Source organism: Pseudomonas sp. GW821-FHT09C10 (genome assembly GCF_059418085.1).
This window is the reverse complement of the sequence record NZ_JBWKPE010000006.1, coordinates 186,182-201,691: the sequence shown is the minus strand read 5'-3', so window position 1 is coordinate 201,691 and position 15,510 is coordinate 186,182. Positions and strand designations below refer to the sequence as shown.

Sequence of the window (15,510 nt, the reverse complement as noted above, 5' to 3'; positions counted from 1 at the left end):
TTTTCGCGTTGGCTGTTAAACGGTTTTGGCCATCCGGCCTGCCAGCAACGCCCAACCAAACAGCGCCAGGCACACGATGATCAGCGGCCACGAGCGCCATTGCAGGTACGGCGTCATGTTGTGCATCGGCACCACTTCGCCGTAGAGAATGCCGCGTTCGAACTGCGGGATCTGCACGGTGATCTGCCCAAACGGGTTGATCAGGCCGGTCACGCCATTGTTGGTGGCGCGGATCATCCAGCGGCCAGCCTCCAGCGCACGCATCTGTGCCATTTGCAGGTGCTGCAAGGGGCCGATGGAGCGGCCGAACCAGGTGTCATTGCTGATGGTCAGCAGCAGGTCGCTCTGGGCTGAAAGGCCGGCGGCGAACTCCGGGTATACCACTTCGTAGCAAATGAACGGCGCAATCTGATAGCCCTTGGCTTGCAGCATCGGCTGGTCGGCAGGGCCCCGGGCGAAGTCCGACATGGGCAGGTCGAAGAAGGCAATCAGGCCGCGCAACATGTCCTGCAGCGGCACGTACTCGCCAAACGGCACCAGTTTCTGCTTGAGGTAGGTGCCGTCACCTTCACCCACCACGGTGATGCCGTTGAAGTAGCGCTTCTGGTGATGCACTTCCTGGCGAATCGGCACGCCGGTGATCAGCGCGGTGTGCCGGTCGGCCGCAAACTTGCCCATCATTCCCAGGTAGCCCTCGACGGATTCCTTGAGCACCGGCACGGCCGTTTCCGGCCACACCAGCAGGTCGACCGGCTTGGAGCTGAAGCTCATGTCGCGGTACAGCGCGAGCTGCGCATTGAGCTGCTCCGGGTCCCACTTCATGCTTTGTTCGACGTTACCCTGAATCGCGGCGACCTTCAGCGGCGCGCCGGAGGGGGTGGTCCAGGCATGATGCTTGAGCGCCAGGCCGATGGCCCAGGGCGCTACCAGTAACACCAGGCCGGCGCCGATAAACCCATTGCGTTTGCCGGCCAACAGGCGTGGCAGGTTGCACAGCAGGGCCGCCGTCAGTGCCAGGGCAAAGGAAATCAGCCACATCCCGCCCACTGGCGCCAGGCCGGTGAGGGGGCCGTCGAGCTGGCTGTAACCGGAGTACAACCACGGGAATCCGGTGAGGAACCAGCCGCGAAAGGCTTCCTGGCCGACCCACAACGCGGCAAACGTGAGCGCATCCGCCAACGGCGCTTCATTGCGACGCAGCCAGCGCGCCCACAGCCAGGCGGGCAGGGCGAAGAACCAGGCAATGGCGGCGGTGAACAGCAGCATCAGGAACCCCGCCAGCAGCACCGACGCGCCGCCGAAATGGTGGATGCTGTAGTAGATCCAGCTGGTGCCGGCGCCAAACAGGCCGAACCCGAAGCACCAGCCACGGCCCAGGGCCTGGCGCGGCGTCAGTTCCCGCAGCCCGACATAGAACAATCCGACTGCGACCAATGCAAACGGCCACAGGTCGAACGGCGCCAGCGCCAGGGTGGTGATGGCGCCGGCCACCACGGCCAGCAGATTACCGGGCCAGCCGGGGCGGGTCAGACGGCGCATATCAATCCTTAGCGGGCAATAGGTGTCAGGCGAATCAAGTGGATGCGGCGGCTGTCGGCATTCAGGATGCGGAAGCGATAGGCGCCGATCTCGGTGGTTTCGTTACGCTTTGGCAGGTGCCCGAACGCACTCATCACCAGGCCACCGACGGTGTCGAACTCGTCGTCGGAGAATTCGCTGTCGAAAAATTCATTGAAGTTCTCGATCGGCGTCAGCGCCTTGACCAGGAAGTCACCGCTGGGCAGCGGCTTGATATAGCTGTCTTCTTCGACGTCGTGTTCGTCTTCGATGTCGCCGACGATCTGTTCCAGCACGTCTTCGATGGTCACCAGGCCCGCCACGCCGCCGTATTCGTCGATCACAATGGCCATGTGATTGTGGTTGGCGCGAAATTCGCGCAGCAGCACATTCAGGCGCTTGGATTCGGGCACGAAGGTGGCCGGGCGCAGCAGGTCCTTGATGTTGAAGCTGTCACCGTTCTCCTTGAGGATCAGCGGCAGCAGGTCCTTGGCCAGCAGGACACCCATGACGTCGTCATGGCTTTCGCCGATAACCGGGTAGCGCGAGTGCGCGGAGTCGATCACGGCCGGGAGGAATTCCCGTGGGGTCTGGGTCGCCTTGATGCTGATCATCTGCGAGCGCGGGACCATGATGTCCCGAACCTGCAGGTCAGCCACCTGGATGGCGCCTTCGACGATGGCCAGCGCTTCGCTGTCCAGCAACTTGTTCTGGTGGGCCTCGCGCAGCAGCTCCAGCAGCTCCTGGCGGTTTTTCGGCTCGTGGGCAAAAGCCTGGGTCAGTTTACCCAGCCATGACTTTTGCCCGTTGCTCGATCGGTCTTCGCTCATAGCGATTACTCTAAATCCTTTGATGTGACAGTTGAGTGTTGATCAGTTTTCGTCGTCTGCATATGGATCCGGGTGACCCAATTCTGCAAGCAACGTTCGTTCCAGTGCTTCCATTTCCTCGGCTTCTTCATCGTCTATATGGTCGTAACCCAAGAGATGCAAGCAGCCGTGGATGACTAGATGGGCCCAGTGAGCCTCAAGTTCCTTACCTTGTTCCTTCGCTTCACGCTCGACCACCTCGACGCAGATCACCAGGTCGCCCAGCAGGGGGATATCCAGCAACTCATCGGGTACATCGGCGGGAAACGACAGCACGTTGGTCGCGTAGTCCTTCTGGCGCCAGGTGTGGTTCAGCTCGCGGCCCTCGGGCTCGTCCACCAGGCGGATGGTCAGTTCCGAGTCGGCGCTGCGCTGGCGCAGGGCCAGGGCGCACCACTCGCGGAATTGGGCTTCGCTGGGGGCGGGCGCTTCGGTGGCCAGCTGCAGGTCAAGCTCAAGCATCGCGGCGAACGTCCTTGGCCGGTGCGTCATCGCGGTGGTCGAAGCGCTCGTAGGCTTCGACAATGCGCTGCACCAGCGGGTGGCGGACCACGTCCTTGGGCATGAAGTGCGTGAAGCTGATACCCGGCACGTCCTTGAGCACCTCGATCACCTGGGCCAGGCCGGACTTGGTGCCCTTGGGCAGGTCGACCTGGGTGACGTCACCGGTGATCACGGCGGTGGAGCCGAAACCGATCCGGGTGAGGAACATCTTCATCTGCTCGACGGTGGTGTTCTGGCTTTCGTCGAGGATGATGAAGCTGTTGTTCAAGGTGCGGCCGCGCATGTAGGCCAGCGGGGCGATCTCGATCACCTGGCGCTCGATCAGCTTGGCCACGTATTCAAAGCCGAGCATCTCGTACAGGGCGTCGTAGAGCGGGCGCAGGTACGGGTCGATCTTCTGGGCCAGGTCGCCGGGCAGGAAGCCGAGTTTTTCACCGGCCTCGACCGCTGGGCGCACCAGCAGGATACGGCGTACTTGCTCACGCTCCAGGGCGTCGACCGCACAGGCCACGGCCAGGTAGGTCTTGCCGGTACCGGCGGGGCCGATGCCAAAGTTGATGTCGTTGCCGAGGATTTCCTTGACGTAGCGCTGCTGATTCAAGCCGCGCGGGCGAATCATGCCTTTTTTGGTGCGCAGGGCCACGCTGGCTTCGGCCACCGGGTTGTTGGCCAGGTCTTCCACGGCGGATTCCTGCAGGTACAGGTGCACCGTTTCCGGCGACAGCTCACTACCCTTGGTTTCGCGGTAGAGGCGGCGCAGCAGGTTTTCTGCAGACGTGGTGTGTTGGGGTTCACCAATAAGCTCGAACTGATTGCCGCGATTGCGGATCTCGATGCTCAGGCGTTGTTCGATCAGGCGCAGGTGCTCGTCGAACTGTCCGCACAGGTTGGCGAAACGGCGAGCCTCAAAGGGCTCGAGGAGAAAACGATGGGGTTCTGCTATGGGTGCGTTCAAGGTTGCTTTTAGCCGCCCTTTGGCTGTTTAGGTGAAAGAGAGGATAACGCCAGCACGCCGGGTGCGAAAGCACTTAAACGGAGCATATTGGCTGACGGCGATTCTGTAGGAGCGAGCTTGCTCGCGAAAAACGTCAACGATAACGCGTGCAGCCTGAATATACGCGGTGCCCTCAGGTTTTTCGCGAGCAAGCTCGCTCCTACAGAAACTTGGTTTATTGGATCAGAGACCCGCGCAACGAGTGCGGTTGCGCCGCATCGATATGCACGTCGGCAAACTGACCGATCAATGTCGGATTATCGCAACGGAAGTTGACGATCCGGTTGTTCTCGGTACGGCCCTGCAATTCGCCAGGGTCTTTTTTCGAGTAGTCGGTGACCAGGATGCGCTGGATCGAACCGACCATTTGTCGGCTGATCTCGAAACCCTGCTGGTTAAGGCGATGTTGCAGCGCGTTCAAGCGCTCTTTTTTCAGTGCTTCCGGGGTTTCGTCCAGCAGGTCCGCCGCCGGGGTGCCGGGGCGCTGGCTGTAGACGAACGAGTAGGAGAAGTCGAAACCGACGTCTTCGATCAGCTTCATGGTCTGCTGGAAGTCTTTCTCGGTTTCGCCAGGGAAGCCGACGATAAAGTCCGAACTGATGCAGATGCCCGGCACGGCTGCACGCAATTTGCGCAGTTTGGATTTGTACTCCAGGGCGGTGTGGTTGCGTTTCATCGCCGAGAGGATGCGGTCCGAGCCCGATTGCACCGGCAAATGCAGGTGCTTGACCAGTTCCGGCACATCGGCATGGGCCTGGATCAGGCTGTCGGAGAACTCCAGCGGGTGTGAGGTGGTGTAGCGAATGCGCTCGATGCCATCCACCGCAGCGACCACGCGGATCAACTCCGCCAGGTCAGCCAGGCGCCCGTCGTGGGTCAGGCCGCGATAGCCGTTGACGTTCTGGCCCAGCAGGGTCACTTCGCGCACACCGTTTTCGGCCAGGTGGATGATTTCTGCGAGCACGTCGTCAAACGGCCGGCTGACCTCTTCACCACGGGTGTAGGGCACCACACAGAAGGTGCAGTACTTGCTGCAGCCTTCCATCACCGACACGTAGGCGCTCGGCCCGTCGATGCGCGGTTCGGGCAAGTGGTCGAATTTTTCGATTTCCGGGAACGAGACGTCGACCTGGGGCAGCTTGGTGATGCGTGCGGCGTCGATCATTTCCGGCAGGCGGTGCAGGGTCTGTGGGCCGAAGACCACGTCGACATACGGCGCACGGTCGCGGATCGCGGCGCCTTCCTGGCTGGCGACGCAACCGCCGACGGCGATCACCATGTCCGGGTTGGCCAGTTTCAATTCGCGCCAGCGGCCCAACTGCGAGTACACACGGTCCTGGGCCCGCTCGCGGATCGAGCAGGTATTGAGCAGGATCACGTCGGCATCTTCGGCGCGGGCGGTGACTTCCAGGGCCTGGTGTTCACCCAGCAGGTCGACCATGCGCGAGCTGTCGTACTCGTTCATCTGGCAACCGTGGGTTTCGATATAAAGCTTCTTGGCCATGGGAATCGTCAACTGGTGGTAAAGAACCGCGCATTATAGGGGTCATGCCCATCGGTTCCTAGCACTGTGCATCGGGTGCCATGCTATAGTTCGCGCCCTCTTTTATATCCCCCATGTGTTCCTCACCCACCATGACCAAACGTGAAGCTCCAATCTATAAGGTGATTTTCCTCAACCAGGGCCAGGTGTTCGAAATGTACGCCAAGCAGATCTATCAAAGTGATCTGTGGGGTTTCCTGGAAGTGGAAGAGTTCGTCTTTGGCGAGCGCACACAGCTGGTCGTCGACCCGGGCGAGGAAAAGCTCAAGGCCCAGTTCGAAGGCGTGGTGCGCAGTTTTGTGCCGATGCATTCGATCGTGCGCATCGACGAAGTCGAGCGCCTGGGCACGCCGAAAATCAGCGAAGCCCGGGGCATGAGCAATGTCATGCCGTTTCCGATGCCGATGCCTGAAAAGTAGGCGGGGTGTCAGGGCAGGGGTGAGAAGGGCGAGCGCCCATCGGCACTCTGCAGCTCCAGCAGGTAGTTGCGGAAAATCTGCCCCAGGACCTGGGTGGCCACTTCCAATTCATCGCGTTGCATGTGCTCGGCGACTTCGTCGGCAGTGTCCAGCGCGTCTTCGGCGCCGTTGACCGCGGCCATTTTCAGCACGATATAGGCCTGGACGTTATTGGCCGGCACGCCTTCGCCTTTGAAGAACATGGTGCCCAACTGGAATTGCGCCTGGGCGTGGCCCTGCAACGAGGCTTTCTCGAAGTAGCTCAAGGCTTTGTTGAGGTCACGGGCCGGGTTCTTGCTGTCGTGGTAGTACTCGCCCAACTCGTATTGCGCCTGCGCATCCCCACCGTCGGCCTGTTTCTGACACGCGCTCAGGGCTTCGGCCTGGCTGTCCGGCTGGGTATTGAGGGTGCAACGACCCATCGCTGGGATTAACAACGAGTTGCCGCCTGCCTGGGCATGTGCCAGCAGCGGCTGAAGGAGCAACAGGCAGCCCAGTACCAGGGTGCGGCCGGTGCGTTTCATGGGAATCGACTTACCTCTGACGGGGCGCGCGGACCCTCTCGGGATCCAATAAGCGCGCATTATGAAATAAGCAGGCCTCTGCTTACAAAGTCTTTACTCGTTTTTCTGCTGCTTAGGCAAGTTATCTGCCGGATTGCAGGTAAATTCTCGGAAAAATAAGGAAATCCCTGTAGGCAAAGTAGCAAATCTGACGCCGCCCGCAGCGACGTCAGGTTTTTGCTCCGGCTTATTTCAGTGCGGCGAAGGCGCGCTCGGCGGCATCCAGGGTCAGTTTCAGCTCGGCATCGCCATGGGCGATCGAGGTGAAGCCGGCTTCGAAGGCGCTCGGCGCCAGGTACACGCCGCCCTCCAGCATCAGGTGGAAGAAGCGCTTGAACAGGTCGGCATCGCTGCCCATCACATCATCAAAGGTGACGATGTCATCGGCGCCGCTGAAGTACAGGCCAAACATGCCGCCCGCTTGCGTGGTCACGAACGGGATACCGGCGGCATCGGCGCGCTGTTGCAGGCCGTCCAGCAGGCGGGTGGTGTAGTCGGTCAGCTCGGCGTGGAAGCCCGGGCGGCTGATCAGGCGCAGGGTGGTCAGGCCGGCCGCCATGGCCAGCGGGTTACCCGAGAGCGTGCCGGCCTGGTACACCGGGCCCAGCGGCGCGATGTGCTGCATGATTTCGCGCTTGCCGCCGAAGCAGCCCACGGGCATGCCGCCCCCGATGATCTTGCCGAACGTGCTCAGGTCCGGCGTGACGCCGTAGTGCGCCTGGGCGCCGCCGAGGGCAACGCGGAAGCCGGTCATCACTTCGTCGAAAATCAGCACCACGCCATGCTTGTCGCACTGTTCGCGCAGGCCTTCCAGAAAGCCCGGGGCGGGCGGCACGCAGTTCATGTTGCCGGCCACCGGCTCGACGATGATGCACGCTACGTCCTGGCCGACTTCGCTGAGCATCTGCTCGACGGCGCCGATGTCGTTGAACGGCAGGGTCAGGGTGTGTTTGGCGAACGCTGCCGGTACGCCGGCCGAGCTGGGTACGCCTTGGGTCAGCGCGCCGGAACCGGCTTTGACCAGCAGGCTGTCGGAATGGCCGTGGTAGCAGCCTTCGAACTTGATGATGCTGTCGCGGCCGGTGAAACCACGGGCCAGGCGAATCGCACTCATGGTGGCTTCGGTGCCGGAGCTGACCATGCGCACCATCTCCATCGACGGCACGATGCTGCAGACCAGATCGGCCATCTCGGTTTCCATGGCGGTCGGCGCGCCGTAGGACAGGCCGTGCTCCAGTTGCCTGCGCACGGCGTCCAGCACGTCGGGGTGGCTGTGGCCGAGGATCATCGGGCCCCAGGAGCCGACGTAATCCACGTAGCGCTTGTCATCTTCGTCGGTGACGTAGGCGCCTTCGGCATGCTTGAAGAACAACGGCGTGCCGCCCACGCTTTTGAACGCACGCACGGGGGAGTTCACACCGCCGGGGATGTGTTTCTGGGCATCGGCAAACAGGGTTTCGGAACGAGACATGGTGAGGGCTCTCTGAATTCAGGATTTGATGAGTTCGTTGAAGGCGCGGGCGCGGCGCGTGACTTCCTGGGTACTGTCGGCACCGAACAGGCCGTGGACCACGGCCAGCAGGTCGGCACCCTGGGCCACCAGCGGTGCGGCGTTTTCCAGGGTGATGCCGCCGATCACGCAGATCGGCACATGCAGGCGCTTGCGGGCCTCGGCGAGCATTTCAACGGTGGCGGCCGGAGCGCCCGGCTTGGTGTTGGAATTGAAGAAGCGGCCGAAGGCGACATAACTGGCGCCTTCCTTCGCCGCCTGTTCGGCCAGTTCGATCTGGCCGTGGCAAGTGGCGCCGATGATCGCCTTGGAACCGAGCAACGCACGGGCCGGTGTCAGTGGGCCGTCGGTCTGGCCCAGGTGCACGCCGACGCCCAGGCGGGCGGCCAGGTCGAAGTCATCATTGATAATAAGCTGGGTCTTGTAGCGCGAGCACAGCTCCCGCAGTTTTTCGGCTTCGCGCAGGCGCCGGGCTTCGTCGCTGCTTTTGTCGCGGTACTGCAGTAGGGTCACGCCACCGTCCAATGCCGCTTCGACATAGGCGAGGAACTTGCCGGCCAACAGTTGGCTGTCGGTAATGGCGTAAAGGCCACGTAGTTTCATCGGGCAGGCCTCTTGCTGTTAAGAGCAGATAGTTACGAGCAGAAATCCAGTGGCAGACGGCGCGGTACGAACTGGCCCTGGCCGAGTTGTTCGGCGTCACGCAGGGTGCGCCAAGTGTAGTTAAGTGCCGACTGCACCGCACTCACCAGCCCTTCGCCTTGGGCGATCCGTCCGGCCAGGGCGCTGGCCAGGGTGCAGCCCGACCCGTGATAGCTGCCGGGCAGGCGCTGGCAGGTAAAGGTCTGGCGCGTGCCATCACGGCTGTAGAGACGGTTGTGCACTTCGTGCTCATCGCCATGGCCGCCAGTGATCAACAGGTGCTTGATAAACGGCAACAGCTTCGCGGCGCATTCGTCGGCGGTGCCCTCGGGCAGTTCGGCGAGGATACGGGCTTCAGGCAGGTTCGGCGTGGCGATCAGCGACAACGGCAGCAGCCGCTCGCGCATGGCGTAGCCGACTTCGTCCTTGCCCAGGCTGCCACCGCCGCCGGCGCGCAGCACCGGGTCGCACACCACCGGCAGGTGCGGGTGCGCCTGCAGCAGTTCGACCACGGTGTCGACCATCGCGGTGGAGCCGAGCATGCCCAGCTTGACCGCCGCCACGTCGGAGTCACCGAGGACGGCATTGGCCTGGGCCATTACCCACTCACGGTCCAGTACGCGGAAATCGCTGACATTGACGGTGTTCTGCACGGTCAGGGCAGTGACGGCCGGGGCCGCATGGCAGCCTTGGGCGAGGAGGGCTTCGATATCTGCCTGCAAGCCGGCGCCACCACTGGGATCATGGCCGGAGAGACAGAGGACAACGGGGCGAGAGCTGTAGATATTCATGGTGCGCGAGCTTACCACCAAACGCTTTTGGCGGGGCCTTCGGGCGATGGTTGAATGTTGTCGCGCGAACGCCGCTTTTTTGGCGTTTTCTCGGCTGCGAAAACGCTCTGAAAGCCTTGTTCTAGAGCCTTTCAAAAAATTATTTCAATGGTGTCCAATGGCCTTTAGCGGCTATGCTAAAGTGGATTCAAACAACTTAACTGTACCGCCGGTGTACGTCTTCTCAAAAGGAATGGGGGGCTTTTGACATAACCGGACAGGCCACGCTGGGGCTCGCATGCGCTATTTGCTGATCTTATTGTTGTGCGGGCTACCGATGCTCGCCAGCGCCATCGAGTTCAACCAGGACACCCGAAGCCTGCCGCTGGGCCGAGCCATGCAAGTGCTCGAAGACCCCACCGATGCCCTCACCATCGCCGAAGTAAGCTCCCCCGCCTACGCCGCTCAATTCAAGCACCATGACAAAGCCACCCTCAACGCCGGCTATTCGCGCTCGGTGTTCTGGCTCAAGGTCGACCTGCATTACGTGGCCAAGGACCCCCGTGCCCCCCGCACCTGGTTCCTGGAGTTGGCTTACCCGCCGCTGAATCATCTGGACCTGTACCAGAATGATGGCACCGGCAACTATCGGCTGGCCAGCCGTACCGGCAGTGCGCTGCCTTTTTCCAGCCGTGAGGTCAGCCAGAGCAACTACCTGTTCAAGCTCAATTTCGTGCCCGACCAGCAGCAAACGCTCTACCTGCGCCTGCAAAGCGAGGGCTCGATCCAGGCGCCGTTGACGCTCTGGGCCGGCACCGCTTACCTGGAGCAACAACCGCTGCGCCTGTCTGTGCTGGGGGTGATCTATGGCGTATTGCTGGGGATGCTGGTCTACAACCTGTTCATCTACCTGAGCGTGCGCGATACCAGCTACCTGTATTACATCCTCTATATCGCCTCGTTTGGCCTGTACCAGCTGTCGGTCAATGGCGTGGCCGTGCAGTACTTCTGGCCGAACAACCCGTGGTGGGCGAATGCGGCGGTGCCGTTGCTGATCGGTTCGGCGGCGCTGTTCGGCAGCCTGTTTGCCCGCAGCTTCCTGCATACCGCGCAGCACAGCCGCTGGCTCAACCGGCTCTTGCTGGCACTGGCGGTGTGCGGCGGCGTAGTGATGGCGCTGGCGCTGCTGACCAGCTACGCCCTGGCCTTGCGCCTGGCGACCGGCCTGGCGCTGGTATTCACCGTGACGATCTTCGTCGCCGCCATCAAGGCCTGGTACTGCGGCCAGCGAGTGGCGCGGTATTTCATCATCGCCTGGTCGGCGTTCCTGCTGGGTGGCGTGGTGAACACGCTGATGGTGCTGGGCTACTTGCCCAATGTGTTCCTCACCATGTACGCCAGCCAGATCGGCTCGGCAATTGAAGTGGCGCTGTTATCCCTGGCCCTCGCCGACCGCATCAATGCCATGCGTGAACAACAGGCACAGATCCTGTTCGATGCCAGCCAGAAGCTCGAAGTGCTCAACCAGCAACTGGCCCGCAGCAACCGTCTCAAGGATGAATTCCTCGCGACGCTGACCCACGAACTGCGCACGCCCATGAACGGTGTGATCGGCTCCCTTGAGCTGATGCAAACGGTGCCGCTGGACGACGACCTGGCGCAGTACCAGCAAACGGCCGCCGGTTCGGCACGGGATATGATGCGCATGGTCAACGGCATCCTCACCCTCACCGAATTGCAGGCCGGGCGCCTGAGTGCCCAGCCTCGGGTATTCAGCCTGCGGGGCGTGCTCGACACCCTGCGCCAGCAATTCACCACCAGTGCCCAAGGCAAAGGCCTGGCGTTTTCCATCGATGTGGCCGATGAGCTGCCAGACCGCATGGTGGGCGACGCCGACAAACTGCTCCAGTGCCTGGATTGCCTGTTGGACAATGCGTTCAAGTTCACCCGTGAAGGTTCCGTTCGCCTGCGGGTGGTGGGTGTGCCTCACAGTGACGGCGATGTGCGCCTGAGCTTCATTGTGACCGACACCGGTATTGGCTTCGCCTTCCTTGACGAGGCGACCTTGTACCAGCGCTTTTTCCAACTCGATGGCTCCATGACCCGCGAATACGGCGGCCTGGGCATCGGCCTGGCCATCTGCCGGCAATTGATCGAGCTGTTGGGCGGGCGCCTTACCCATCATTCCGAGCCGCACAAGGGCAGCCGCTTCCAGCTGGACGTGAACGTCAGCCCGGTGCCGATCGAGGCAAAACCGGTGCCCGGCCGGCAACGCGCGCCCCAGGATTGCGCGGTATTGCTGGTGGATGACAACAGCGTGGGCCAGTTGGCGGTGCGCGGCATGTTGCTCAAGCTGGGTTACCGGGTGAAAACCGTGGACAGTGGCCCGGCGGCGTTGGCGGCCTTGCAGGGACAAAGCTTCGACGCGGTCTTGCTGGATGTGCCCGAAGGCGGCTTCTCGTTGTGTTGTCAGATCCGTGCACTGCCGGGCTGCGGTGAATTGCCGGTGATCGCCTTGAGTGCGTCGCTGCACACGTCCGAGCGCGAGCGCAGCCATGGCGTCGGCATCACCGACCGTCTGGCCAAGCCGGTGCGCTTCGAGGCGCTGCAGTCGGTACTGGAGCGCCGCTTGTTGAGCGCGCTCGAGGGCGAAAGCGCCGGGCATTCGGCGGGTATGCCACTTTTTTAACCCGGATGACGGTGCTTAACTGAAAAAACCGGCCTCAATCGATCTGCGCCTTTCTTTATGGGTAGGTGCGCATTCGACAGGGCCTTTTTCCAGGAGGCCCGTCATGAACCTGCATCAGTTCGCCGAAACCCACGACGTCACCAACCAGCCGCCCTCCCTGGACGGCACCAACCTGTACCGCATCGACGTGCCCCTGCAAGACTGGTCGCGGCGCTTTGGCGCCGGCTGGGCGCAGGCGCGCATCGATGCGTACGGGGCGTTGGCCGGCGGGCCGCTGATGGCGGCCGGGTTCCTGGCCAACCAGAACAAACCGGTGTTCAGCAGCCATGACCGGTATGGGCATCGCATCGACCTTGTGGAGTTTCACCCGGCCTACCACGAGCTGATGCGCACCGCGGTCGAGCATGGCCTGCCGTCGCTGCCGTGGGCCCATCCACAGTCCGGTGCCCATGTGGCGCGTGCGGCCATGACCTACCTGCACAGTCAGGCTGAGGCCGGCACCGGCTGCCCGCTGACCATGACTTTTGCCTGCGTCCCGGCCCTGCGCTTGCAACCCGACCTGGCGCAGGCCTGGCTGCCGAAAATCCTCAGCACCCACTATGACCCGCGCAATGTCGGCATTGCCCACAAGGCCGGTGCAACCATCGGCATGGCGATGACGGAGAAGCAGGGCGGCACCGACGTGCGCGCCAACACCACCCGCGCCTATCCGGTGGGCGCCGGCGGGCCCGGGCAAGCCTATGAACTGGTCGGTCACAAGTGGTTCTGCTCGGCGCCGATGTGCGACGCCTTCCTGACCCTGGCCCAGACCGACAAAGGCCTGACCTGTTTCCTGCTGCCCCGGCATCGCCCGGATGACACCCGCAACGAGTTCTATATCCAGCGCCTGAAAAACAAATTGGGCAACTGCTCCAATGCGTCCAGTGAAGTGGAGTTTCGTGGGGCCCTGGCCTGGATGATCGGCGAAGAGGGGCGTGGCGTGCCCACCATCATCGAGATGGTCGCCATGACACGCTTCGATTGCATGGTCGGTTCCAGTGCCTTGATGCGCCAGGCGCTGACCCAGGCCAGCCATCACTGTGCTCATCGCCGGGTCGGTGGCCGTGTGCTCAGCGAGCAGCCGCTGATGCAAAACGTGCTGGCCGACCTCGCCCTGGAAAGCGAAGCCTCGCTGGCCTTGAGCATGCGCATGGGCTGCGCCCTGGACAACCTGGGCGATGAGCGCGAAGCCAAGTTCGCTCGGCTGGTAACGGCGGTGGGCAAGTATTGGATCTGCAAGCGCGCCCCGGCGATGATCAACGAAGCCGCCGAGTGCATGGGCGGCGCGGGCTATGTGGAGGACAGCATTCTGCCGCGCCTGTACCGTGAAGCGCCGGTGAATTCGACGTGGGAAGGTTCCGGCAATGTGCAATGCCTGGACGTGCTGCGCGTACTGTCCAAGGAGCCCGGCGTGCTGGAAGCGCTGTTTGTCGAACTCGGTGACGGGCATGGCGATAGGCAACTGGCACAGCATATCGAACACCTGAAGTCGGCGTTCATGGACACCCAGGACATCCAGTACCGCGCGCGGCAGTTGACCGAGGATATTGCCGTGGCTTTGCAGGCCAAGCTGTTGCTGGAGGCGGGTAACACCGCAGTCAGCGATGGTTTTATCGCCAGCCGTTTGGGCCAGTCGTCTGGCCGCGTCTACGGCACCTTGCCACGTGGCGTCGATGTCGGGGCCATCGTCGCGCGGTCAAGTCCCAATGTCTCTGAATAAACACGGTCCACATGTGGGAGGGGGCTTGCAGCGATCTTGAGAGGGCACTCCAATTCAAGGTTTGCGTCTGACAGGGATACAGGCAAGATAAAGGCCTGCAAGTCAGAACACAGGATGCTTACCGTGACCGAAGCTTTTGTTGTCGTTCAAACCGCCGAAGAAGCCGTGGATCGGCTGGCGGCCCTGCATGAGCGGGCTACCGGCGCGCTCAATCAAGCCCTCAAGCAATACCTCAAGGACCGCGTCGAACCCGACGCCGAACAACGCGCGCTGTTTCGCTACCCGGAACTGCGCCTGACTTACCACTGCCACGGCGAAGTCCCACAGACTACCCGGGCGTATGCCAAGGTCCAGTTACCTGGGACCTACAGCGTAACCGTCACGCATCCGGCGGCGTTCCGTAAGTATTTGCTGGAACAACTGGTGCCGCTGATGCACGACTTCACCGTGACCGTGGAAGTGGGCGTCAGCCAGCAGAACATTCCTTATCCGTACGTGGTGGAGCAGGGCGACGAACTGGCCGGCTCCGGTGTGACCGCCGCGACCTTGGCGCGCGTGTTCCCCAGCACCGACCTGTCGGCCGCCACCGACGGCATCGCCGATGGCCTGTACGACTGGGAAAACACCGACCCGCTGCCCCTGGCGCTGTTCGATGCGGCGCGCGTGGACTTTTCCCTGCGCCGGCTGGTGCATTACACCGGCAGCGACTGGCGCCATGTGCAGCCGTGGATCCTGCTGACCAACTACCACCGCTATGTCGACCAGTTCATCCTGCATGGCCTGGAACAACTGCGCAGCGACCCGCGTTTTATCCGCATGGTGCTGCCGGGCAACGTCATCATCGACAAGAGCATGGACCACGGCGAAGCCTCGGCGATTGCCGCCGGCGTAGTGTGGCACCGCTACCAGATGCCGGCCTATCACCTGCAGGCCAGCGATGGCCACGGCGTGACCCTGGTGAACATCGGTGTGGGCCCGTCCAACGCCAAGAACATCACCGACCACCTGGCGGTGCTGCGTCCGCATTGCTGGCTGATGATTGGCCACTGTGGCGGCCTGCGCCAATCCCAGACCATCGGCGACTACGTACTGGCCCACGCCTATATGCGCCGCGATGGGATTCTCGACCGGGTGGTACCGCCGAACATCCCGATCCCCGCCCTGGCCGAAGTGCAGATGGCCTTGCAGCAGGCGGCGGCGAATGTCACCGGTGAGAAAGGCGAAGAACTGAAAAAACGCCTGCGTACCGGCACCGTGCTGACCTACGACGACCGCAACTGGGAACTGCGCTGGGCCCAGGAACGGCCGTTGATCAACCTGTCCCGCGCCGTGGCGGTGGACATGGAAAGCGGTACCATCGCCGCCCAGGGCTACCGCTTGCGCGTACCGTACGGCACGTTGTTGTGTGTGTCGGACAAGCCGCTGCACAGCGAGATCAAGCTGCCGGGCTCGGCCAACGCGTTCTACGAACGTGCGGTCAGCCAGCACTTGAAGATCGGCATCGAGGCGGTGGACCTGTTGCGCACCGAACTCAACTCGTTGCACTCGCGCAAACTGCGCAGCTTCGACGAGCCGCCGTTCCGCTAAGCGGTTGGGATGGTCATTTGGCGGTCAGGCCACTAGCATTGTCGGTCCTGACCGTTAGATGTTCC

General features: G+C 62.4%; 13 protein-coding genes. 4 read left to right on the top strand and 9 right to left on the bottom strand.

Features of this window, described 5'->3' with window-relative positions:
- Positions 1–15: 15 nt before the first annotated feature.
- The 5 genes from lnt to miaB all read right to left on the bottom strand — a co-directional run bounded on the left by lnt (position 16) and on the right by miaB (position 5,428).
- Positions 16–1,539 (bottom strand): apolipoprotein N-acyltransferase, encoded by a 1,524-nt coding sequence (gene lnt / locus AC07OT_RS14295; RefSeq protein ID WP_495108341.1) that lies wholly within the window; start codon positions 1,537–1,539, stop codon positions 16–18.
- Between the two features lie 8 nt (positions 1,540–1,547).
- Positions 1,548–2,387, bottom strand: coding sequence for a CorC family transporter (locus AC07OT_RS14290; protein WP_005791724.1), 840 nt, complete (start codon positions 2,385–2,387; stop codon positions 1,548–1,550).
- Positions 2,388–2,429: 42 nt separating this feature from the next.
- Entirely contained in the window at positions 2,430–2,888 is a 459-nt protein-coding gene (gene ybeY / locus AC07OT_RS14285; protein WP_065938357.1) for an rRNA maturation RNase YbeY, read from the bottom strand.
- Positions 2,881–3,885, bottom strand: a complete 1,005-nt coding sequence (locus AC07OT_RS14280) for a PhoH family protein (RefSeq protein ID WP_053138073.1) — start codon at positions 3,883–3,885, stop codon at positions 2,881–2,883. The genes ybeY and AC07OT_RS14280 overlap by 8 nt, the downstream gene beginning before the upstream one ends.
- 214 nt (positions 3,886–4,099) lie before the next feature.
- Positions 4,100–5,428: a tRNA (N6-isopentenyl adenosine(37)-C2)-methylthiotransferase MiaB gene (gene miaB, locus AC07OT_RS14275; protein ID WP_065938356.1), complete on the bottom strand. Its 1,329-nt coding sequence runs from the start codon at positions 5,426–5,428 to the stop codon at positions 4,100–4,102.
- Between the two features lie 131 nt (positions 5,429–5,559).
- Between miaB and AC07OT_RS14270 the strand changes: the two genes are divergently transcribed.
- Entirely contained in the window at positions 5,560–5,886 is a 327-nt protein-coding gene (locus AC07OT_RS14270; RefSeq protein ID WP_003215457.1) for a DUF1820 family protein, read from the top strand.
- A gap of 8 nt (positions 5,887–5,894) precedes the next feature.
- On the opposite strand, the gene AC07OT_RS14265 is transcribed toward AC07OT_RS14270, so the two are convergent.
- The 4 genes from AC07OT_RS14265 to AC07OT_RS14250 form a co-directional block, all read right to left on the bottom strand.
- Positions 5,895–6,449, bottom strand: coding sequence for a tetratricopeptide repeat protein (locus AC07OT_RS14265; protein ID WP_065924979.1), 555 nt, complete (start codon positions 6,447–6,449; stop codon positions 5,895–5,897).
- Between the two features lie 226 nt (positions 6,450–6,675).
- A complete protein-coding gene (gene hemL, locus AC07OT_RS14260; RefSeq protein ID WP_027605259.1) occupies positions 6,676–7,959 on the bottom strand; it encodes a glutamate-1-semialdehyde 2,1-aminomutase in 1,284 nt (427 codons plus the stop codon).
- 18 nt (positions 7,960–7,977) lie between these two features.
- Positions 7,978–8,601 carry a thiamine phosphate synthase gene (gene thiE, locus AC07OT_RS14255; RefSeq protein WP_065938355.1) on the bottom strand — a complete coding sequence of 208 codons (624 nt, stop codon included), beginning with the start codon at positions 8,599–8,601 and terminating at the stop codon, positions 7,978–7,980.
- Positions 8,602–8,633: 32 nt separating this feature from the next.
- Positions 8,634–9,431, bottom strand: a complete 798-nt coding sequence (locus tag AC07OT_RS14250) for a hydroxymethylpyrimidine/phosphomethylpyrimidine kinase (protein WP_027605261.1) — start codon at positions 9,429–9,431, stop codon at positions 8,634–8,636.
- A 277-nt stretch (positions 9,432–9,708) separates the two neighbouring features.
- Between AC07OT_RS14250 and AC07OT_RS14245 the strand changes: the two genes are divergently transcribed.
- The 3 genes from AC07OT_RS14245 (at position 9,709) to amn (ending at position 15,445) form a co-directional block, all read left to right on the top strand.
- Complete coding sequence (locus tag AC07OT_RS14245) at positions 9,709–12,099, top strand: hybrid sensor histidine kinase/response regulator (RefSeq protein ID WP_495108340.1); 2,391 nt, start codon at positions 9,709–9,711, stop codon at positions 12,097–12,099.
- Positions 12,100–12,202: 103 nt separating this feature from the next.
- A complete protein-coding gene (locus tag AC07OT_RS14240) occupies positions 12,203–13,858 on the top strand; it encodes an acyl-CoA dehydrogenase family protein (protein ID WP_495108339.1) in 1,656 nt (551 codons plus the stop codon).
- 114 nt (positions 13,859–13,972) lie between these two features.
- Positions 13,973–15,445, top strand: coding sequence for an AMP nucleosidase (gene amn, locus AC07OT_RS14235; protein WP_024077553.1), 1,473 nt, complete (start codon positions 13,973–13,975; stop codon positions 15,443–15,445).
- Positions 15,446–15,510 lie beyond the last annotated feature (65 nt).